Source organism: Mesorhizobium sp. WSM4871 (assembly GCF_055811295.1).
The window spans coordinates 244,730-266,134 of sequence record NZ_JBVVPU010000011.1; the positions used below are offsets into that span (position 1 = coordinate 244,730).

The following is a 21,405-nucleotide window of genomic DNA, read 5'->3' on the forward strand; positions in this document are numbered from 1 at the left end:
TGCCCAGCCCGCCCCTGGTTGCGGCAAGAATGAGACACTTTCAGGCAAAAAGATGGCTAAAGCGTTATTAAGTGGAAGGTGGCAGAATAGCCACACCCGACACGGAGCAGGTTCAATTGGCTGACGGCACGAACCGCTGCCCGGGTTCGGCCTCTTCGAACGCCTCCGAAAACAGCCCGCGTTGCAGGAACAGCAGCCGTGCATCCCTTGCTTTGGGCGCAATCTGACGCGGCCAGTCACTCTCGACGAACTCGGCTTTGGTGAAGTCAGGGGTTGCCGCGCAGGCTGCTTCGAGAAAATCGGCGATTTCCAGCACGATCGCGCGTTCGTCCCTCGAAAGAGCGGACGTGCCGGATTCGATCGATGGGCGGTGGACGAAATCCTCGAAGAGATTGAGATAACCGCTGATCCCGACCAGATCCACGCCGTTGTCGCAGTCGGCGAGGATTTCCAGGATCTCATAGATCCTGTTTCGGACGCGCTGCTCTATCAGCCTGGCGGAAGGGTCATCGGTCACGGGCGCCGCTAGCATGGCCGGATCCCGATCCTAGAACGGCAGCTTCATTCCCGGCGGTATCGGCAATCCTGCCGTCAGCGCCTTGGTCTTCTCCTGCATGACCTGCTCGACCTTGTTCTTGGCGTCATTGTGAGCGGCAAGCAGCAGATCCTCCAGGATCTCGACCTCGTCCTCCTTGAACAGCGACGGGTCGATCTTCAGCGACTTCATCTCGAACTTGCCGGTCAGCGTCACGTTGACCAGTCCGCCGCCGGCCTGGCCGGTGGCCTCCAGCGTGGCGATCTCATCCTGCATGGCCTGGAACTTGGCCTGCATTTCCTTCGCCTTGCCCATCAGGCCGAGAAGATCTTTCATGGTTCGATCCTTTGCAGGTTCACACGGTTGGTCAGGTTTCGTCGTCGTCCGCCGCCGGCTCGACCGGCATTTCGGCCTCGGCCTCATCGGCTTCCGGCGCGTCGGGAATGCGCACATCGATGATCTTGGCGCCGGGAAACCGCGCGAGGATGGCGGCAACGGTCGGGTCGCTCTTGGCGTCGAGGAAGGCATTTTCGCGCTTTGTCGATTCCATCTCGGCCAGCGTCTGGCCGCCTTCTTCCTTCGACAGCGACACCAGCCAGTTGCGGCCGGTCCAGGCGCGCAGCTTGGCGGTCAGATCGTTGAGCAGCATCTTCGGCGCGTCGGCGGTCAGGCTGACGTCGATGCGGCCGGGCTCGATGCGCACCAGGCGCACGCAGCGCTTCACCAGCACCTTGAAAGCCATGTCGCGATTGGCGTCGGCAAGGGCGACGATGTCGGCCAGCGATTTGACCGGCACCGGCGGGGTCTCGACGACCGGATCCGGCGGCGCAACAAAGGCAACCGGCATGGGTTCGGGCTCGACCAGCCGCATCGTCTGCGCGCCGCCATTGGCCGCCGGCATCCGCGTCTGGGTCACGGTGCCGGCGCCGCCGCCATTACCAGAACTTGCAGGACTAGGACTTGCGGGGCCAGAATTTATCTGGCCGGAGCTTGCCGGCGCCCCATTCGAACGCGGCGCGCCGTTCGGGCCCGCGCCCTCCAGCGACTTCAGCGCCTCGTCTAGCGTCGGCAGGTCGGCGGCATGCGCCAGCCGGATCAGCACCATTTCGGCGGCGCTGACCGGCCGGTTGGAAGACTGCACTTCGGGAATGCCCTTGAGCAGCATCTGCCAGGTCCGCGACAGCACCCTGACCGACAGCGCCTTGGCGAAGTCGGCGCCGCGGCGGCGCTCGTCCTCCGACAGCGAGGCATCTTCAAGGGCTGTCGGCACGAAGCGCAAACGGGTGACGAGGTGATTGAACTCGGCAAGGTCGGTCAGCACCGCGGCCGGATCGGCGCCGATGTCGTACTGGGCCCGGAACTCGGCAAGGGCTGCGGCCACGTCACCCTTCATCACATGTTCGAACAGGTCGACGATGCGGGCGCGGTCGGCCAGCCCCAGCATGGCCCGCACGGCTTCGGCAGTGACCTTGCTGGCGCCGTGGGCGATCGCCTGGTCCAGGATCGATTGCGCGTCGCGCATCGACCCCTCGGCGGCCCGCGCAATCATCGCCAATGCCTGATCCTCGGCATCGATGCCTTCGAGACCGGCAATGCGACCAAGATCGGTCTTGATTACCGCGGGGTCGATGCGCCTGAGGTCGAAGCGCTGGCAGCGCGACAGAACGGTGATCGGCACTTTGCGGATTTCGGTGGTGGCGAAGATGAACTTCACATGCGGCGGCGGCTCTTCCAGCGTCTTCAGCAGGCCGTTGAAGGCCTGGGTGGAGAGCATGTGGACTTCGTCGATGATGTAGACCTTGTAGCGGGCCGAGACCGGCGCATAGCGCACGCGCTCGATGATGTCCCTGATGTCGTCGATGCCGGTGTGGGAGGCGGCGTCCATTTCGATGACGTCGACATGGCGGCCTTCCATGATCGCCTGGCAATGCTCGCCCGGCACGGAAAGGTCGACCGATGGCTGGTCGACGGTTGATGTCTTGTAGTTCAGCGCCCGCGCCAGGATGCGCGCCGTGGTCGTCTTGCCGACACCGCGCACGCCGGTCAGCATCCAGGCCTGGGCGATGCGGCCGCTGGCAAAGGCGTTGGTCAGGGTGCGGACCATCGGCTCCTGGCCGATCAGTTCGGAAAAATTCGAGGGACGGTATTTGCGCGCCAGAACGCGATAGGCGACGGCCCCGCCTTGAATCGCTCGGTCGGTTCCCGAATTTCCGGCTTCGCTCATTCGCCCGTAAAGCTCCAAAGGCCACGTCTGCAAGGCGGCCGATTCCTGCCCGTAGTCTCGCCCGCAGGGCTTGGCGCCGTCAATGTCGCGGGAGAAAGGCGAAGAGGCGGGAGGCTGGAACAATGACCCGTTCCGGGCTCGTTAGGGCTGCTTCCTTCCGGACCTGACCCGGTTGGCGAGTGGATCGTCCACCACCAACCTCCCGCTTTCCATATCGGCAATTCGGCGGTGAAATGCAAGAGCGCAGGACCAATCAGCCGGGATGGAGCCAAAGGCTGAAACAAAAACCCGCCTTGGCGGCAGGTCATCGCCGCAAATCAGCACCCTACCGAAAAATGTAGCATAATTGCGGGCACAAAGCGAGAACGAATGTGCACGCCTTCGGTTTTGGAGATTGGCGAAAACCAAGGCGCATCCGATCTCCTCCCTTGCGGCAATGATCGACGGCTTCGCCGATGGCGCCTGGTTCGGAATGTTCCAGGTGACCGGCAGAGCGACGAGGGCAGCGCCGACCTGAAGCGATTGCTCCAATGATTCGCTCGCGGGCCTCTTGCGGCCCTTTGGCAGCCGCTCTAGCGTTCATGAGTTTGAGGAAAACACTACAAAGCGAGGAAAACGCCGATGCTGCCGGGCCTCAAGGCCGGATTCACGCTGGATGCCCGCCTGGAGGCAGACAGCGAGCAGCTTATGTGGCTTGGGCTGTGCGAGTTGCGGGTGATGAACGATCGGCGCTGGCCGTGGCTGCTGCTGGTCCCGCAGCGGCCGGGCGTGGAGGAAATCCACGATATGACCCCGCTCGACCAGGCGATGCTGACCTTCGAGACCAATATGGTGGCGCAGGCGCTGAAGCGCGTGACCGGCTGCACCAAGATCAACACCGGCGCGCTCGGCAACATCGTGCGCCAGCTGCATGTCCATGTCATTGCCCGCTCGGAAGGCGATCCCGGCTGGCCAGGCCCGGTGTGGGGGCACGGCATGCGCGAGCCTTACCAGCAATCGGACCTGCGCCGGTTTGCCGAAACGATCAAGGCAGCGCTATAAGCCTGTCTGTGTGTCCATCCTTGAGTTTTGCCGGGTCCCCCATGAGCTTCCGCCTGTTTGACGCGCCCTTGCGCGAGCCGAGCCAGTTCGTCGGCTTCGCCGGCAACACAATTGACCGGCAATCCGAAAACCGCGCCGACGATTCCGTCGAAAAGGCGCTCGCCGATCCATCGACAAGGCTTTTGCTGATGCATGGCGGGCGACTCTACCTGAAACCCGGAGACGGCGGCTTCGATCCCTGGTTCGGCGCCAAGGAGAGCCAGCCGCTTGAGGCACCGCTCGACCGTGGCGTGCTGCTCGGCTTTTCCGAAAGCGGCCCGGTGCTTGCCGTGCCCGCAGGCCTCGAGCCCGAGCAATTGCCGGAGGCGATCAAGGCCATCGACTACCGCTCGGTCTATATGCAGGGGCTGATCGACGAGGCGGCGGCCGGCGCGCTGGCGCAAGGCGCCGCACTGCTCGCCTGGCATGCCAGCCACCGCTTCTGCAGCAAATGCGGCACGGAGTCGCAAATGCGGGCCGGCGGCTACAAGCGGCTTTGCCCGGCCTGCGGCACCGAGCATTTTCCGCGCACCGACCCGGTGGCGATCATGCTGACGGCGACGCCCGAAAAATGCCTGCTCGGCCGCGGGCGGCATTTTGCGCCGGGCATGTATTCCGCACTTGCCGGCTTCATCGAACCCGGCGAGACGATCGAGGCGGCGGTGCGCCGCGAAACGCTGGAGGAAGCCGGCATCAGGCTTGGCCGCGTCGTCTACCATGCCAGCCAGCCCTGGCCGTTCCCCTATTCGCTGATGATCGGCTGCTTCGGCGAGCCGCTCAACGACGACATCCAGGCCGATCTCAACGAGCTGGAAGACTGCCGCTGGTTCTATCGCGACGAGGTGCGTTCGATGCTGGCCCGCGAGCACCCGGGCGGCCTGGTCACGCCGCCGAAGGGGGCGATTGCCTACAACCTCATCCGGGCCTGGGCAGACAACGACTAAAGAACATCGCAGGAGAGAGAAATGATCCGTCACACCGTCGTGTTCACGCTGAAGCACAAGCCGCACTCGATCGAGGAGAAACGGTTCCTCACCGACGCCAAGAAAATCCTCACGGGAATAAAGGGCGTCACGCATTTCGAGCAATTGCGGCAGGTCAGCCCGAAGAACGACTATCGCTTCGGCTTCTCGATGGAGTTCGCTGACCAGCGGGCCTATACCGGCTATAACGACCATCCCGACCATGTCGCCTTCGTTCGCGACCGCTGGATCCCGGAGGTCGAGGCCTTCATGGAGATCGACTACGTGCCGCTTGGTCTCTGACTGCCACAACATCTGCGATTGGCACGGGCATCTATGACTTCGTCATCCTAGGGCGGAGCAGCCGCGAAGCGGCGTCGCGAAGAACCCTAGGATCCATGCCATGACATCAGCCGAGAAATGCGGCGGCTAAGAACAGCGGTTGAGACGCTCACTCACAAAAACGGGATTCTGCACCGCCGTGAAACCTGCAAGTTACGGCATGGATCCTAGGGTCTCCGCGACGGAGCTTCGCTCCTGCTTCGCCCTAGGATGACGAAGCTGGTAGGCTTCGGCCATTCTTACCGATGTAATCGCCTGTTGGCACCAGTCGCCGACACGCTGAGAAACCAGCCTAATCCGCCACCTTCCACTGCTCTCGCGATTCGCTGGCTGGGTAGACGCCGAGTATCCGCATTTCGCGCGAGAAGAAGCGCAGCTCGTCGAGCGCCAGCTTGACCAGCGGATCGTCGGGATGGCCCTCGATATCGGCATAGAACAGCGTCGCCGTGAAGGCGCCGAGCTGATAGCTCTCCAGCTTGGTCATGTTGATGCCGTTGGTGGCGAAACCGCCCATCGCCTTGTAGAGCGCGGCCGGCACGTTGCGGACGCGGAAGATGAACGTCGTCATCATCTTGGCATCGGCCGAGCGGCGTTCGGCCCATTGCCTGTTCCTGGTCAGCACGACGAAGCGGGTGACATTGCTGTCGGTGTCCTCGACATTCTCCTCGATGATGTCGAGCCCATAAAGCGTCGCGGCCAGGGCCGGCGCCAGCGCCGCCATGGTGCGGTCCTTCACCGCGGCAACCTGCTTGGCGGCGCCCGCCGTGTCGCCGGCGACGATCGCCTTCCAGCCGTTCTTGCGGATGTATTTGCGGCATTGGCCGAGCGCATGGATATGGCTGTGCACGGTTTTGATCTCGTCGCGCTTGACGCCAGGCAAAACCATGAGCTGGAAATGGATCGGCAGGAAATACTCGCCGATAATGTGCAGCTTCGATTCCGGCAGGAGATGATGGATGTCGGCGACACGTCCGGCGATGGTGTTCTCGATCGGGATCATGGCGAGGTCGGCCTTGCCGGTCTCGACAGCATTGAAGGCGTCCTCGAAGGTCGGGCACGGCAACGGCTCCATGTCAGGGAACATGTTGCGGCTGGCGGTGTCGGAATTGGCGCCCGGCTCGCCCTGGAAGGATATTCTGTTGGTCTTTTCAGGCATGCCAAATGTCTCGGTTGAAATGTCTCAGATCGAAAGGATGGTTCTGGCGCGTTCCAGATCTTCCGGCGTGTCGACGCCGAGCGGCAGCGACTGCACGATCTCGGCGTCGATGCGCATGCCGGCCTCCAGCGCCCGCAATTGCTCCAGTCTCTCGCGCCGCTCCAGCGGCGATGGCTTCAGCGCGACGAAGCGTTCGAGTGCCGAGCGGCGGTAGGCATAGAGGCCAATGTGGTGATAGAGCGGCCCCTCGCCCCAGGGTGCGGTGGCACGGGTGAAATAGAGCGCCCGCAACCGCGTCCCGGACAGCGGCGAGCCGACGATCTTGACGACATTGGGATTGGTCTTTTCCTCGTCGCGGACGATCTCGACGCCGAGCGTGGCGATGTCCACCGCCGGATCGTCGAAGGGCTTCAGCGCGGCATTGATCGTATCGGGATCGATCGTCGGCAGGTCGCCCTGTACATTGACGATGGTTTCGACCTTGCGCCCGGGGTCGAGGGTGGTCAGCGCCTCGAAGATGCGGTCAGAGCCCGATTCGTGTTCCGTACGCGTCATGACAGCCTCGAAACCGTGCAGGCGCACCGCTTCCGCCACGCTTTGCGTATCGGTGGCGACCACCACCCGGCCAAGCCCGGCATCGGCGGCGCGGCGGGCGACATGGACGATCATCGGAGCGCCGGCGATGTCGGCCAGCGGCTTGCCCGGCAGGCGGGTCGAGGCCATGCGGGCCGGGATGAGGATCAGCGTGGACATGACGACGGCAAGCGTTCGAAAAAGAGGATGGGAAAAGTGGCAAAAGGTCTCACTGGAAGGGCCCTTATAGGTGTTGCAACGCCGGAGCAAAAGACCTAGTTTCCGCCCGATTTGACCGGCTCCGAGGGCCAGGTCACGATACCGACGGACGGAGTGGACGGATCGGTCCGCCGGAAAAGGGAGCCTGGGGCGTATGGACTCTTTCGAAATCAACAAGCTGATCGGCGGGCTGCTCGGAACCATCTTCGTGGTCTTCTCGGTCGGCATTGTGTCCGATGCGCTGTTCGCCTCCCCCGCCCCCGAAAAGCCCGGCTTTGCCATTGAGGCCACGGAGCCCACCGAAGGCGGTCCGGCAGCTCCCGCCGCGGAAGCCAAGCCGATCGCCGACCTGCTCGCCACCGCCAATGTCGAAGCGGGTGCGGCCGTGTTCAAGAAATGCCAGGCCTGCCATTCCGGTGAGAAGGGCGGCCCGAACAAGGTTGGCCCCGACCTGTGGGATCTCATCGACCGTCCTGTCGCCGAGCATGCGGGCTTTGCCTATTCGGCCGGCATGAAGGATTTTTCCAAGGGCGGCGCCGAGAAGTGGACCTACGACAACATCAATCACTTCCTCATCTCGCCGAAGAAGTTCATTAAGGGCACGGCGATGGGCTTTGCCGGCCTGCCCAAGGACGAGGACCGCGCCAACGTCATCGCCTATCTGCGCACGCTGTCGGACAATCCGAAGCCGCTGCCGACGCCTGGCGCTTCGGCCGATGCGGCCAAGCCCGCCGAAGGTGCGGCTCCGGCCAAGCCTGCGGAAGGTGCCGCTCCGGCCAAGCCCGCCGAAGGTGCTGCGCCGGCAAAGCCGGCAGAACCTGCTGCGCCGGCAAAGCCGGCAGAACCTGCTGCGCCGGCGCCTGCCGCTCCTGCGGAGCCCGCCCCGGCCCAATGACAAAATTGTAATGGTCATATCCATGAAAAAGCCGGGTTCTGCCCGGCTTTTTTGTTAGGAAAACCGCATATGCGGCGACAAAGCCGGCCTGCGGCGGTTTTCATAGGCGTCAAATGATCTAGATTGCCTGAGGACGTGCATCGCGAAGAGGAGAAGGCATGACGGTTGGCCGAACGCTTATGAGGTCGTTGCTGGCAGCGGTCCTTCTGACCACCGGATTGCAGGCGGCCCGTGCGGACGAATGGCGCACCACCTCGTCGCTGATCGGCAAGTCCAAATATGGCGACAGTTTCCAGCACTACGACTATGTCAATCCGGACGCGCCGAAGGGCGGCACGCTGAATTCGGTGGTGCTTGGCACCTATGACAGCTTCAATCCCTATATCGTCCAGGGCTCGCCGGCAGCGGGTTTCGCCGCGTTCGGCGGCGGCATGTTGTACGACACGTTGATGGAGCAAGCGACCGACGAAGGCGGCACCAGCCATCCGCTGGTCGCGGACGCCTACAAATATCCTGACGATTATTCCTCGGCGACCTACCGCCTCGACCCACGCGCCAAATGGCATGACGGCCAGCCGATCACCGTCGACGACGTGATCTGGTCTTTCCAGGTGCTGAAGGCCAACAGCCCGCAATACAGCCGCTATTTCGAGAATGTCACCGACGCGGTCGCTATCTCCGACCGCGAGGTCGAATTCCATTTCAACCAGAAGGGCAACCGCGAACTGCCGCAAATTCTGGGCGACCTCGCCGTGCTGCCGAAGCACTGGTGGGAGGGCACCGACGCCAACGGCAAGAAGCGCGACGTCACCAAGCCGACTCTGGAAATTCCACTCGGCTCCGCCGCCTACAAGGTCGTCAGCTTCAAGCCGGGGTCGGAAATCCTCTGGCAGCGCGTGCCCGACTATTGGGCCGCCAAGCTGCCGGTGAAGATCGGCCGCGAGAATTTCGACACACAGCGTTTCACCTACATTCTCGACAACAACGCCGCATGGCAGGCCTTCACCAAGGGCGGGCTGGAAGACATCAACCGGGAATACAGTTCCCGCAAATGGGCGACCGCGTACAATTTCCCAGCCGTCAAGGCCGGCGACGTCATCAAGAAGGATTTCCAGACCAAGTCGCCGCAGCCGATGCAGGGTTTCGTGCTCAATCAGCGGCGTCCGCTGTTTAGGGATCGTCTGGTGCGCGAGGCATTGACCTATCCCTTCGACTTCGAGACCATGAACCGCACGCTGTTCTTCGGCTTCAACACCCGCACATCAAGCTATTTCCAGGGCACGGAGTTGGCCTCCAGCGGCCTGCCGCAAGGCAAGGAACTCGAAATCCTCGAGCCCTATCGCGACAAGTTGCCACCCGAACTGTTCACGCAGGAGTTCAAGCTGCCCGTCTACGACTCGCCACAAGCCGAACGCAGGAACCTGAAAGCTGCGGTCGATCTTTTCGCCAAGGCGGGCTGGGTGATCAAGGGCGGCAAAATGGTCAACGCCAAGACCGGCGAGCCGTTCAAGTTCGAAATCCTCGGCTGGTACGATACGGACGAGGTCATCGCCAGCCCCTACATCGCCAATCTGCGCAAGATCGGCATCGACGCCACGCTGCGCATCATCGACCAGTCGCAGTATGTGAACCGTGTCAACAATTTCGATTTCGACGTGGTGACCGGAATGCTCCAGCAGTCGGATTCGGCGGGCAACGAGCAACGCGATTTCTGGAGCTCGAAGGCAGCGGACAGGCCGGGTTCCCGCAACCTGATGGGGATCAAGAATCCAGTTGTCGACGCGCTGGTCGACCGCGTGATCTTCGCCAAGGACCGCGACGATCTGGTGGCCGCCACCCATGCGCTCGACCGCGTGCTGTTGTGGAATTTCTACGTCGTGCCACAATACTACCGCTCGGCAGTCTGGATGGCCTACTGGAACAAGTTCGGCATGCCTGACAAGCAGCCCGCCTATCTCGGCGTGGACACGGATTCCTGGTGGATCGACCTGGACAAGGAAAAGGCGCTGTCCGCCAAATACAAAGGCGGTAATTGATGGAGCGGCGGAGATTGCTTCCGCGCCGCGATTTCCTGGCGCTCGGCGCCGCAGTTGCGGCCACGGCGCTGCTGCCCGGCCGCGCCTTCGCCACCATCCCGACCGGCGTGAAACTGCACGGCCTGTCGGCTTTCGGCGACCTTAAATATCCGGCGGATTTCAAGCATTTCGACTATGTCAATCCGGACGCCCCCAAGGGCGGCCAGATGAATTTCGCGCCGCCCAACTCCACCTTGAATCAAAGCTTCCTGACCTTCAACACGTTGAATTCGCTGGTGTTGAAGGGCGATTCACCGCCGCGCACCGAACTCTGCTTCGACTCGCTGATGGCGAGCACACTCGATGAGCCGGATGCGGTCTATGGGCTGCTTGCCGAGTCCGTCACCTTGTCGCAGGACCGCAACGGCTTCCGCTTCAGCATGCGGCCGCAAGCGCGCTTCCATGACGGCTCGCCGCTGACCGCCGAGGACGTTGCCTTCGCCTTGAAGCTTTACAAAAACAAGGGCCATCCGAACCTTTCCCAAGCGTTGCGGCATATGACGGAGGCAATCGTAGTCGATCCCACTACCGTCGACCTCACCTTCAGCGGCGAGCAGTCCGCGCAGAATATCCTGTCGGTCGTTGGCATGCCGATCGTGTCCAAGGCCTTCTACGCGGCCAATGAGTTCGATGCCTCGACGATGAAACCGCCGCTCGGCTCGGGACCATATAAAATCGGGCGTGTGGCAGCCGGACGGACGGTCGAATATGAACGCGTCGCCGATTATTGGGGCAGGGATCTCGCGGTGAACCGCGGTGTTTACAATTTCGACCGCATCCGTATCGACTTCTATCTTGATCGCCAGGCAGCGTTCGAAGCCTTCAAGAAAGGCGACACGCATTTTCGCGAGGAATTCACCTCGCGGGTATGGGCGACCGGCTACGACTTTCCGGCGCTGAAGGACGGCAAGGTCGTCAAACGGGAGTTTCCCGGCGAGAAATCGCCGGACATGCAGGCCGTAGCGCTGAACCAGCGCCGTCCGCAATTCCGCGACGCGCGCGTGAGAAGAGCGATCGCCAATTGCTTCGATTTCGAATGGATCCAGCGGGTTCTGTTTTTCGGCTCCTACGAGCGCTCGCAATCGAATTTCGAACGGTCGGACTACAAGGCCGTAGGACTACCTTCGCCCGGGGAATTGGCCCTGCTCGAGCCGTTTCGAGCCGAGTTGCCACCAGAAACCTTCGGCGAACCGGTGATGCAACCTGTCTCCGACGGGTCGGGCCACGACCGCAAGCTGCTGGGCGCGGCTTCGAAACTGCTTGCCGAGGCCGGCTGGAAGCGAGCCGGCAATTTCGTCGTCAATGGCAAGGGCGAACGGCTGCGGGTGGAAATGCTCGCCGAGGACGATGGCCTCGTGCGCATTTTCGCGCCATGGGCCGAGAATATGAAGGCGATCGGGATCGACGCTTCGATCCGACAGGTCGATTCGACACAATATGAAAAGCGGCAGAGCGATTTCGACTTCGATTTCAACGTGCTCCACTGGTCGATCGGGGCGACGCCCACCGTCGACGGCCTAGAGATGCTGTACGATTCCCGGATGGCGAAGACGCCGGGGCAGCGCAACTATCCAGGTACCGAAAGCCCTGCCATCGACGCGCTGATCGTCGCGGCGGGCAAAGCCAGCAGTCGGGCAGAGCTCGTTACGGCCCTCAGGGCGCTCGACCGGGTCTTGCGCGCGCGGCTAGACTGGATTCCAACATATTACGGTGCGAATCACCGCGTAGCCTATTGGGACATGTTCGGCTTTCCCGAGCAGAAACCCGATTTCGGCTTTCCGGTGGAAACGCTGTGGTGGTTCGACAAGGGCAAGGCGGCAAAAATTGGCAAAGGGTGAATTTCTTGCGAGCGTCGGCGCCGCCCCTCACCTGCCTGCCGGCATCCTCTCCCCGCATAGTGACGGGGAGAGGGGCGCTCTCATCGATGGTTTCGCCAATCACAAGCGTTGTAGTAAAAGTGCCGAGACTGCGGCCAGTCCCCTTCTCCGCGTCACTTTACGGGGAGAAATGTCCGGTCGACCCTCCGCAGCTGCAGCGCAGCTGCTGCGGAGGACGGGCAGGACAATGAGGGGCTGCGCCGGCGTCGACAGCTGGCCTGAAGCAATGGCCTCGGAGGCACCTTCCGACACGATGATTCTCCTCAAGGAGGACACTATCTGATGGGCGCCTATATACTGCGCCGCATCCTGTTGATGATCCCGACCCTGTTCGGCATCATGGCGATATCCTTCGCCGTTATCCAGTTTGCGCCGGGCGGACCGGTGGAGCAGGTCATTGCCAGGCTGACCAACCAGGGCGGCAACGATCGCCTTGGCGGCGGCGGCGGCGGGGACACAGGCGGCAGCAATTTCGACGTCGCCGGCGACGTCAGCTCGAAATATCGCGGCGCGCAAGGGCTTGATCCGGAATTCATCGCCAAGCTGGAAAAGCAGTTCGGCTTCGACAAGCCGCCGCTCGAGCGCTTCGGCATGATGCTGTGGAACTATATCAGGTTCGATTTCGGCGACAGCTATTTCCGTGACATTTCGGTGCTCGACCTGATCCTCGAAAAGATGCCGGTGTCGATCTCGATCGGGCTGTGGATCACCCTTCTGTCCTACCTGATCTCGATCCCGCTCGGCATCCGCAAGGCGATCAAGGACGGCTCGGCCTTCGATGTGTGGACCAGCGGCGTCGTCATCGTCGGCTACGCCATTCCAGGCTTCCTGTTCGCCATCCTGTTGATGGTGCTGTTTGCCGGCGGATCGTTCTACGACTGGTTTCCGCTGCGCGGCCTCGTCTCCGACAATTGGGACCAGTTGTCCTGGCCGGAGCGGATCGCCGATTATCTCTGGCATATGACCCTGCCGCTGACGGCGCTGGTGCTGTCGGCTTTCGCCACGACGACGCTGCTCACCAAGAACTCATTCCTCGAAGAGATCCGCAAGCAATATGTGGTCACCGCCCGCGCCAAGGGCCTGACGGAACGGCAGGTGCTTTACGGCCATGTCTTCCGCAACGCCATGCTGATCGTCATTGCCGGATTTCCCGGTGCCTTCATCTCGGCCTTCTTCACCGGTTCGCTGCTGATCGAGAACATCTTCTCGCTCGATGGTCTCGGCCTGCTCGGCTTCAACTCGGTGCTGCAGCGCGACTATCCGGTGGTCTTCGCCAATCTCTACATCACCTCGCTCATCGGGCTGTTCATCGGGCTGCTGTCCGACCTGATGTACACCTGGGTCGATCCGCGCATCGATTTCGAGCGGAGAGACATCTGATGGCGGAAGCTGCCGCCGAAACGACGCCGGACCGGATCGCCCGGCCCCGGCTATCGCCGCTCAACCAGCGCCGCTGGCAGAATTTCAAGGCGAACCGGCGCGGCTACTGGTCTTTGTGGATATTCCTCGTGCTGTTCGTGCTGTCGCTGTTTTCCGAATTCATCGCCAACGACAAGCCGATCGTCGCCTCCTACAAGGGCGAAATCCTGTTTCCGGTTCTGGTCGCCTACCCGGAAGAGAAGTTCGGCGGCTTCTATGCGGTCACCGATTATCGCGACCCGGTCATCCAGGACGAGATCAAGGCCCACGGCTGGATGATCTGGCCGCCGGTCCGCTATTCCTACCAGACCGTCAACAACGCCATTCCCGAGGCGGCGCCGACCAAACCGTCCTGGCTCTATGACAAGCAGACCCTTTGCAACCAGTATCCGCAAGGTGCGGCCGATCCCAATTGCAACATCGGCAACTGGAACTGGCTGGGCACCGACGACCAGGCGCGCGACGTGCTGGCGCGCGTCATCTACGGCTTCAGGATCTCGGTGCTGTTTGGGCTGATCCTTACCGCCGGCTCGGGGCTGATCGGCGTGTCGGCCGGCGCATTGCAAGGCTATTTCGGCGGCTGGACCGACCTTCTGTTCCAGCGTTTCATCGAGATCTGGTCGGCGATACCGGTGCTTTATCTCCTGCTGATTATCGCCGCCATCCTGCCGCCCGGTTTCTTCATCCTGCTCGGGCTGATGCTGCTGTTTTCCTGGGTGGCGCTGGTCGGCGTGGTGCGGGCCGAATTCCTGCGCGCCCGCAACTTCGAATATGTCAACGCGGCGCGCGCGCTCGGCGTGCCCAACCGCACCATCATGTTCCGGCATCTCTTGCCCAATGCGATGGTGGCGACGCTGACCTTCCTGCCGTTCCTGCTCAGTGGCTCGATCTCGATGCTGACCTCGCTCGACTATCTCGGCTTCGGCCTGCCGCCCGGTTCGGCTTCGCTCGGCGAACTCTTGAAGCAGGCCCAGCGCAACCTCAACGCGCCATGGCTCGGCATTTCCGGCTTCGTCGTCATCTCGCTGATGCTGTCGTTGCTGGTCTTCGTCGGCGAGGCGACCCGCGACGCCTTCGATCCGCGCAAGACATTCAGATGAGCGAAGCCCCTCTCCTTTCCGTCAGGGATCTCAGCGTCGCCTTCGTGCAGGAAGGCCGCCAGTCGATGGCCGTCGACCAAATCTCCTTCGACATCGCCAAGGGCGAGACGGTGGCGCTGGTCGGCGAATCCGGCTCCGGCAAGTCGGTCTCGGCGCTGTCGGTGCTGAAGCTCTTGCCCTATCCGACCGCCAGCCATCCGTCAGGGCAGATCCTGTTCCAGGGCGCCGACCTGCTCGCCACCAACGAGAAGGAACTGCGCCGCGTGCGCGGCAACAACATCACCATGATCTTCCAGGAGCCGATGACCTCGCTCAATCCGCTGCACTCGATCGAGCAGCAGATCGTCGAGGTGCTGAAGCTGCATCAGGGGCTGGGCGACCGCCAGGCCAAGGCGCGCACGCTGGAATTGTTGAACGAAGTCGGCATCCGCGAGCCGGAGAAACGGCTCGACGCCTATCCGCACCAGCTTTCCGGCGGCCAGCGCCAGCGTGTCATGATCGCCATGGCGCTGGCCAACGAGCCCGAGCTTCTGATCGCCGACGAGCCGACGACGGCGCTCGACGTGACCGTGCAGGCGCAGATCCTCGAACTGCTGGCGGACCTGAAGAGCCGCAAGAACATGTCGATGCTGTTCATCACGCACGATCTCGGCATCGTCAGGAAGATCGCCGATCGGGTCTGCGTGATGACCAAGGGCAAGATCGTCGAGACCGGTCCGACCAAGGACATTTTCGCCAATCCGCAGCACGCTTACACGAGGCATTTGCTTGCCGCCGAACCGAAGGGCAAGCCGCCGGCCGCCAACAATGCCGCCAAGCCTGTGATGACGGGCAAGGACATAAAGGTCTGGTTTCCGATCAAACGAGGCTTTTTCCGGCGCGCCGTCGACAATGTGAAGGCGGTCGACGGCATCGACGTCACAGTGCGCGCCGGGCAGACGCTCGGCGTCGTCGGCGAATCCGGTTCGGGCAAGACGACGCTCGGCCTGGCGCTGGCCAGGATGATCTCGTCGACCGGGAGCATCCAGTTCAACGGACGCGATATCAACAAGCTGACCTTCAACGACATGCGGCCGCTCCGGCGCGAGTTGCAGATCGTCTTCCAGGATCCGTTCGGCTCGCTCAGCCCGCGCATGTCGATCTCCGAGATCATCGAGGAAGGGCTGAAGATCCATGAGCCGAAACTGTCGCCCGATCAGCGCGACAAGCGCATCGTCGATGTGCTGAAGGAGGTCGGGCTCGATCCCGCCACGCGCAACCGCTATCCGCACGAATTCTCCGGCGGCCAGCGGCAGCGGGTCGCCATTGCGCGCGCCATGGTGCTCAACCCGCGCTTCGTCATGCTGGACGAACCGACCTCGGCGCTCGACATGAGCGTACAGGCACAGGTCGTCGACCTCCTGCGCAGCCTGCAGGCCAAGCACGACCTCGCCTATCTGTTCATCAGTCATGATCTGAAGGTCATTCGGGCCCTTGCCAACGACGTCATCGTCATGCGCAATGGCAGGATCGTCGAGGCCGGTCCTTCCGAACAGATTTTTGGAAACCCGCAAACCGACTATACTCGGGCGCTGATCTCGGCCGCCTTCAAGATCGAGACGGCGCCGGTCGGCATCGTCAGCGAGTAGGCTGCAAAAGGCTCGGACAACAGGGAAGAATACTCCGCGAATGGAAAAAGGCCGTATCCTGCTTGCTCTTACCGGCATCCATCCACGGCGCTGGCAAGAGCTGCTGTCGGCGGAGCGCGAAGTCGTGCTTGAGCCGGAGGGCGCCAGCGACCCCTCGATCACCTATGCGGTGGTGTGGAAGCAGCGGCCGAACCTTCTGTCGTCGCTGCCCAATCTGCGCGCCATCTTTTCCATCGGCGCCGGCGTCGACCACATCTTTGCCGATCCCACCTTGCCCGATGTGCCGATCGTGAAGATCGTCGCCGACAATTTGACCCAGCACATGACCGAATATGTCGTGTGGCGGGTGCTCGACCATCACCGCCAGGGCATGCTCTACCGCTCGCAGCAGCCCAAGAAGATCTGGCACGAGCCGCCGCAGCGGCCGGCCGGCGACATCTCCGTCGGCATCATGGGGCTAGGCAATCTCGGTCGCGCCGCGGCGTCGGCGCTCAAGTCGCTCGGCTTTGCGGTCAATGGCTGGTCGCGCAGCGAGCGGCCGATGGAAGGCGTCTCGACCTATTCGGGCGAGGCCGGATTGATCCCTTTCCTCAATGCCACCGACATTCTGGTGGTGCTGTTGCCGCTCACCCCGCAGACGCAAGGCATGATCAACCATGGTGTGCTGAAGGAGCTGCGCAAGCGCAATGGCCTCGGCGGCTCGGTGCTGATCAATGCCGGGCGCGGCCGGTTGCAGAAGGACGCCGACATCCTGCGCGCGCTGGAGGACGGCACGCTGAAGGAAGCGAGCCTCGACGTGTTCGAGGTCGAGCCGCTGCCCAAGACCAGTCCGCTGTGGAGCCACCCGAAGGTGTTCGTCACGCCGCACGCGGCGGCGACCTCCGATCCTGTGCATCTGGTGCCGATCATGCTGCGGCAGATGGCGGCGTTCGAGCGTGGCGAGACGCTCGACAATCTGGTGGATCGCAAGGCGGGATATTAGCCGGGCAAGGCGAATTTGTTCTGCTTGGCCGGCTTGCCGCATTCGCGGCGGGTGATCGACCGGTTCATGGCGTCGATGCGGCCGCTCGCCTGTTCGGCATCGCGCTGGGCCTTGGAACGGACATCGGGCGTGAACGGGCCGAAGCCTACCCCCGAATTGGAGAAGGCGGGCTTGGCGTCCTGCGAAAGGTGATATTGCTGCGCCAAGGCGTTGCGTTGCGCCAGCAATCGGTCGCAAGGCACGCTGTCGAATTGCAGGGAGGACTCGACGTTTTCATCTTGCCGTTCGGCCAGCGAAGAGCCGGCGCAGCCGGCCATTGCCAGGCAAGATGCCAAGACCACCAAGTTCCAGCGCATGGACGTGCTCCGTATCAATGTTCTATCTCTCGGGCATGGGAATCGGACTTTTTCGCAGCCAATGCAACGATGGTGTGGCCTGTATACGAAAATCCTGTTCACACATTGCCCTGTGGAGTGTGCAAGGCCGCGACCACAACCAGCCCTTCGACCGGTTCACGACGATCCTGGCGGATGACGGTTGTTTCCAGCGACAGGATCGAAAAGCCGTTGGCGACGAGCACCCTGCGCACATAGATTTCCGAATGCGCGTAGCGCCGCGACGGCTGCAACGCGAAATCAATGATGCCGGCGAGCGTCTCTACCGAGAACGCGAACAGGCCGTCATCGGCAAGCATCTTTGCAACCGTGCCGACGATGCCTTCGAGCGCGCCCACGTAGATGAACACGTCGGCCGCCACCACCAGATCCGCTCTTTCGCCGGCATGGGAAAAGTCCTGCAGGTCCGCCTTGGCGAGATGATCATAGACGCATTTGGCCCGCGCCTTGCCCAACATCCTGGCGGAGATGTCGTAACCTTCCAGGCGATCGGCGATCGGCCGCAGCCTCTGCCCCATCAGCCCGGTGCCGCAGCCGAGGTCGATCGCCAGCCGAAAACGGCCCGGCCTTGCCGCCCGAATGGCCTGGTCGAGGAAATCGGGCAGCAGGTAACCGAGCTTGTCGACCAGCGCCTCGTCGAAGGTCCCGGCGTAGTGGTCGAACAGTGTTTCGACGAAGGCACTCGGGGGTGCCGCGGCGGCCGGCGCCTTGCCTATCAATTGCAGTTTCAGCCCCGCACCAAGCCTATCCACCGGCTCCAGCTTGAGCGCCATAGTCCAGGCCTGCGACGCCTGTTCGAAGGCGCCCGCGGCTTCCTGCATCTCGCCGAGGCGGAACCAGCCCATCACCCATTGCGGCGCCAGTTCCAGCGCGCCGAGCAGCAGCTCGGCTGCTACCGCATGATCGCCAGATGCGTGAAGCATTTCGGCATAGTCGGCACGACGATCGGTGTTGCGGTCGCCGGATGAGGTCTGGAGCGGTTTCATGGACTGTTGTTCCACCAGCCAATGAAGCCGGAACGGGTGTATGCTGGAGTCAGCAGTCTCTTGCAACAGGCTTCCCGCGGCGGAATTAGCAACTATCTTGGAAAAATGCGCGCCAGCGACCTGCTTCACCCCCGGCCCGAAGGCCTCTATTGTCCGCCCGGCGATTTCTTCATCGATCCGGTGCGGCCGGTCAACCGGGCGCTGATCACGCATGGCCATTCCGACCATGCCCGTTCCGGCCACCGTTGCGTGCTGGCCACCAGGCAGACGCTCGACATCATGGGGTTGCGCTATGGCGAGGGCTTTGCCGGGACGACGCAAGCCGCCACACTAGGCGAGACAATCGCGCTCAACGGGGTCACCGTCACCTTTCATCCGGCCGGCCATGTGCTCGGCTCGGCGCAGATCGCCGTCGAGCATCAGGGCAGGCGCATCGTCGCCTCCGGCGACTACAAACGCCAGAAGGACGCCACCTGCGAACCGTTCGAACCGGTCCAATGCGATGTCTTCATCACCGAGGCGACTTTCGGCCTGCCGGTGTTTCGCCATCCGCCCGACAGCGAAGAGATCGCCCGGCTGCTGAAATCGGCGGCGCAGTTCCCCGAACGATCGCATCTGGTCGGCGCCTATGCGCTCGGCAAGGCGCAGCGGGTGATGCGACTGCTGCGCGATGCCGGTTACGACAGGCCGATCTACATCCATGGCGCGCTGGCCAAGCTCAGCGAGTATTACCAGAGCCAGGGCATCGACCTCGGCACCCTGGAGCCGGCAACCGTCGAAAGCGGCGCCAAGGACGATTTCACCGGGGCCATCGTCGTCGGCCCGCCCTCGGCCTTCGCCGACCGCTGGGCGCGGCGCTTTCCCGATCCGATCTCGTGCTTTGCCTCCGGCTGGATGCGCATCCGCCAGCGCGCCAAGCAGGGCAGCGTCGAGCTGCCGCTGATCATTTCGGACCATGCCGACTGGGACGAGTTGATTGCTACGATCAAGGAGACCGGCGCCGAGGAGATCTGGGTCACGCATGGGCGCGAGGAAGCCCTGGTGCGCTGGTGCGAGCTCGAAGGCATTGCCGCACGGCCGTTGCATCTCGTGGGATATGAGGACGAGGGCGATTGATGGCAGGAGATTCGGTAATCGCTTACGCGGCGCTCCACGCCACCCCCCTCTGGCCTGCCGGCCATCTCCCCCGCAAGGGGGGAGATTGGCAGCTTCGGTGCCGCGCTCATTCCTCCAATGTTGGAGATTGCCGAAACCAGTGGCGACATCTGATCTCCCCCCTTGCGGGGGAGATGGCCGGCAGGCCAGAGGGGGGTGTGACGAAACGCAAGCTCGTCCGATTGGCCCGGCGCGCCCCGTCATGAACCGCTTCGCCGAACTCCTCGACCGCCTGGTGCTGACGCCTTCGCGCAACGGCAAGCTGACGCTGTTGACCGACTATTTCCGCAGCGTCGAGGATCCGGATCGCGGGCTGGCGCTGGCCGCGATCACCGGCGACCTTTCGATCGCCGCGGTCAAGCCGGCCATGCTGCGCACGCTGGTCATCGAGCGCATGGACCCGGTGCTGTTCGGCTATTCCTACGACTATGTCGGGGACCTCGCCGAAACCGTGTCGCTGGTCTGGCCGCAGCCGCCCGGAGACATGCCGAACCATTCGCCGACGCTCGCCGAAGTCGTGGCCAAACTGCAGGCGGCGAGCCGTTCCGACGGGCCGAAGGTGCTGGCGAGACTGCTGGACAGCGCCAGCATTTCGGCGCGCTTTGCCATCATCAAGCTGGTGACCGGTGGCCTGCGCATCGGCGTCTCGGCGCGGCTGGCCAAGCAGGCGCTGGCCGACCTCGGCCACGTCGACGTCGCCGAGATCGAGGAGCTCTGGCACGGTCTGACGCCGCCCTATGCCGGCCTCTTCGCCTGGCTGGAAGGCAAGGCCGAAAGACCCGAGAAGACCGCACTGGCGCTGTTCAGGCCGGTGATGCTGTCCAATGCTGTCGGCGACGGCGACCTCGAAAAGCTCGATCCGGCCGACTATGCGGCCGAGTGGAAATGGGATGGCATCCGCGTCCAGGCGGTTTGCGAAGGTGGCGTTCGCCGGCTCTATTCGCGCACCGGCGACGATGTGTCCGGGGCTTTCCCCGACCTTGCCGAAGCCATGGATTTTTCAGCCGCGCTCGACGGCGAACTGCTGGTCGGCGATCCCCAGGCGACCGGCACGTTTTCGGATCTGCAGCAGCGGCTGAACCGCAAGAGCGTGTCAGCGAAGATACAGCAGCAATTTCCGGCGTTCATGCGCTGCTATGACGTCCTGCAGATCGGCGACGAGGATTTGCGCGCGCTTTCGTTTCGCGAGCGGCGCGGCCGCCTCGAAGCCTTCGTGGGAACACTCGATCCCAGCCGTTTCGACCTGTCGCCGCTGGTCGAGTTCACCGACTGGGCGGCACTCGAGGAATTGCGCAGCGCGCCGCCGCACCCGATCATCGAAGGCGTCATGCTGAAGCGCTGGGATTCGCCCTATCTCGCCGGACGGCCGAAAGGTCCTTGGTTCAAATGGAAGCGCGACCCGCACACGGTCGACGCCGTGCTGATGTATGCCCAGCGCGGCCATGGCAAACGTTCGAGCTTCTATTCCGATTATACGTTCGGCGTCTGGTCCGGCCCTGAAGGCGCTGAAGAGCTGGTGCCGGTCGGCAAAGCCTATTTCGGCTTCACCGACGAGGAGCTGAAGCAGATCGACAAATATGTCAGGGACAACACGATCGAGCGTTTCGGCCCGGTCCGCTCGGTGCGGGCCGATCGCAGACAAGGCCTGGTGCTGGAGGTGGCGTTCGAAGGACTCAACCGCTCGACACGGCACAAATCAGGCGTCGCCATGCGCTTTCCGCGCATTTCGCGACTGCGCTGGGACAAGCCGGCGGCCGAGGCCGACCGCATCGAGACGCTGCAGGCGCTGCTCGATAGTTAGA

Annotated in this window: 20 protein-coding genes and 1 other RNA gene; 13 read left to right on the forward strand and 8 right to left on the reverse strand. The window is 62.9% G+C overall.

Going from position 1 to position 21,405, the window contains the following annotated elements:
• Positions 1–112: 112 nt before the first annotated feature.
• The 4 genes from AC0L2H_RS23095 to ffs all read right to left on the reverse strand — a co-directional run bounded on the left by AC0L2H_RS23095 (position 113) and on the right by ffs (position 2,962).
• Positions 113–532, reverse strand: a complete 420-nt coding sequence (locus tag AC0L2H_RS23095) for a hypothetical protein (RefSeq protein ID WP_473592354.1) — start codon at positions 530–532, stop codon at positions 113–115.
• A gap of 15 nt (positions 533–547) precedes the next feature.
• Entirely contained in the window at positions 548–871 is a 324-nt protein-coding gene (locus AC0L2H_RS23100; protein WP_097576964.1) for a YbaB/EbfC family nucleoid-associated protein, read from the reverse strand.
• A gap of 31 nt (positions 872–902) precedes the next feature.
• Positions 903–2,759: a DNA polymerase III subunit gamma/tau gene (locus AC0L2H_RS23105; RefSeq protein WP_473592355.1), complete on the reverse strand. Its 1,857-nt coding sequence runs from the start codon at positions 2,757–2,759 to the stop codon at positions 903–905.
• A gap of 106 nt (positions 2,760–2,865) precedes the next feature.
• Positions 2,866–2,962, reverse strand: an RNA gene (ffs, locus tag AC0L2H_RS23110) — signal recognition particle sRNA small type.
• 191 nt (positions 2,963–3,153) lie between these two features.
• Between ffs and AC0L2H_RS23115 the strand changes: the two genes are divergently transcribed.
• The 4 genes from AC0L2H_RS23115 (at position 3,154) to AC0L2H_RS23130 (ending at position 5,104) form a co-directional block, all read left to right on the forward strand.
• Positions 3,154–3,276, forward strand: a complete 123-nt coding sequence (locus tag AC0L2H_RS23115; RefSeq protein ID WP_473592356.1) for a hypothetical protein — start codon at positions 3,154–3,156, stop codon at positions 3,274–3,276.
• A gap of 104 nt (positions 3,277–3,380) precedes the next feature.
• Positions 3,381–3,800 (forward strand): HIT family protein, encoded by a 420-nt coding sequence (locus AC0L2H_RS23120; protein ID WP_473592357.1) that lies wholly within the window; start codon positions 3,381–3,383, stop codon positions 3,798–3,800.
• Between the two features lie 41 nt (positions 3,801–3,841).
• Positions 3,842–4,783, forward strand: coding sequence for an NAD(+) diphosphatase (gene nudC, locus AC0L2H_RS23125; RefSeq protein ID WP_473592358.1), 942 nt, complete (start codon positions 3,842–3,844; stop codon positions 4,781–4,783).
• A 21-nt stretch (positions 4,784–4,804) separates the two neighbouring features.
• Positions 4,805–5,104, forward strand: a complete 300-nt coding sequence (locus tag AC0L2H_RS23130; RefSeq protein ID WP_473592360.1) for a Dabb family protein — start codon at positions 4,805–4,807, stop codon at positions 5,102–5,104.
• 331 nt (positions 5,105–5,435) lie between these two features.
• On the opposite strand, the gene AC0L2H_RS23135 is transcribed toward AC0L2H_RS23130, so the two are convergent.
• Positions 5,436–6,299 carry a prephenate dehydratase gene (locus AC0L2H_RS23135; RefSeq protein ID WP_473592361.1) on the reverse strand — a complete coding sequence of 288 codons (864 nt, stop codon included), beginning with the start codon at positions 6,297–6,299 and terminating at the stop codon, positions 5,436–5,438.
• 24 nt (positions 6,300–6,323) lie between these two features.
• Complete coding sequence (locus AC0L2H_RS23140) at positions 6,324–7,052, reverse strand: 3-deoxy-manno-octulosonate cytidylyltransferase (RefSeq protein WP_473592362.1); 729 nt, start codon at positions 7,050–7,052, stop codon at positions 6,324–6,326.
• A 193-nt stretch (positions 7,053–7,245) separates the two neighbouring features.
• On the opposite strand from AC0L2H_RS23140, the gene AC0L2H_RS23145 reads away from it, so the two are divergent.
• The 7 genes from AC0L2H_RS23145 (at position 7,246) to AC0L2H_RS23175 (ending at position 17,067) form a co-directional block, all read left to right on the forward strand.
• A complete protein-coding gene (locus tag AC0L2H_RS23145; protein ID WP_473592363.1) occupies positions 7,246–7,986 on the forward strand; it encodes a c-type cytochrome in 741 nt (246 codons plus the stop codon).
• Positions 7,987–8,144: 158 nt separating this feature from the next.
• Positions 8,145–10,022 carry an extracellular solute-binding protein gene (locus AC0L2H_RS23150; protein ID WP_473592364.1) on the forward strand — a complete coding sequence of 626 codons (1,878 nt, stop codon included), beginning with the start codon at positions 8,145–8,147 and terminating at the stop codon, positions 10,020–10,022.
• The gene (locus tag AC0L2H_RS23155; RefSeq protein WP_473592365.1) at positions 10,022–11,899 is read left to right on the forward strand and encodes an extracellular solute-binding protein; all 1,878 of its coding nucleotides are present in this window, start codon (positions 10,022–10,024) and stop codon (positions 11,897–11,899) included. Before AC0L2H_RS23150 ends, AC0L2H_RS23155 begins: the two co-directional genes overlap by 1 nt.
• A 321-nt stretch (positions 11,900–12,220) precedes the next feature.
• Positions 12,221–13,318 carry a microcin C ABC transporter permease YejB gene (locus AC0L2H_RS23160; RefSeq protein ID WP_473592366.1) on the forward strand — a complete coding sequence of 366 codons (1,098 nt, stop codon included), beginning with the start codon at positions 12,221–12,223 and terminating at the stop codon, positions 13,316–13,318.
• Positions 13,318–14,457 (forward strand): ABC transporter permease, encoded by a 1,140-nt coding sequence (locus AC0L2H_RS23165; RefSeq protein ID WP_473592367.1) that lies wholly within the window; start codon positions 13,318–13,320, stop codon positions 14,455–14,457. Before AC0L2H_RS23160 ends, AC0L2H_RS23165 begins: the two co-directional genes overlap by 1 nt.
• A complete protein-coding gene (locus AC0L2H_RS23170; RefSeq protein ID WP_473592368.1) occupies positions 14,454–16,085 on the forward strand; it encodes an ABC transporter ATP-binding protein in 1,632 nt (543 codons plus the stop codon). Before AC0L2H_RS23165 ends, AC0L2H_RS23170 begins: the two co-directional genes overlap by 4 nt.
• A gap of 40 nt (positions 16,086–16,125) precedes the next feature.
• Entirely contained in the window at positions 16,126–17,067 is a 942-nt protein-coding gene (locus tag AC0L2H_RS23175; protein ID WP_473592369.1) for a 2-hydroxyacid dehydrogenase, read from the forward strand.
• On the opposite strand, the gene AC0L2H_RS23180 is transcribed toward AC0L2H_RS23175, so the two are convergent.
• Both AC0L2H_RS23180 and AC0L2H_RS23185 read right to left on the reverse strand, forming a co-directional pair.
• Entirely contained in the window at positions 17,064–17,423 is a 360-nt protein-coding gene (locus AC0L2H_RS23180; RefSeq protein ID WP_473592371.1) for a hypothetical protein, read from the reverse strand. The two genes, AC0L2H_RS23175 and AC0L2H_RS23180, sit on opposite strands and share 4 nt — an antisense overlap.
• Positions 17,424–17,521: 98 nt before the next feature.
• The gene (locus AC0L2H_RS23185; protein WP_473592372.1) at positions 17,522–18,448 is read right to left on the reverse strand and encodes a methyltransferase domain-containing protein; all 927 of its coding nucleotides are present in this window, start codon (positions 18,446–18,448) and stop codon (positions 17,522–17,524) included.
• 105 nt (positions 18,449–18,553) lie between these two features.
• Between AC0L2H_RS23185 and AC0L2H_RS23190 the strand changes: the two genes are divergently transcribed.
• Together AC0L2H_RS23190 and AC0L2H_RS23195 are read left to right on the forward strand one after the other, a co-directional pair.
• Complete coding sequence (locus AC0L2H_RS23190) at positions 18,554–19,564, forward strand: ligase-associated DNA damage response exonuclease (RefSeq protein WP_473592373.1); 1,011 nt, start codon at positions 18,554–18,556, stop codon at positions 19,562–19,564.
• 241 nt (positions 19,565–19,805) lie between these two features.
• Positions 19,806–21,404, forward strand: coding sequence for a cisplatin damage response ATP-dependent DNA ligase (locus tag AC0L2H_RS23195; protein ID WP_473592374.1), 1,599 nt, complete (start codon positions 19,806–19,808; stop codon positions 21,402–21,404).
• Position 21,405: the final 1 nt, after the last annotated feature.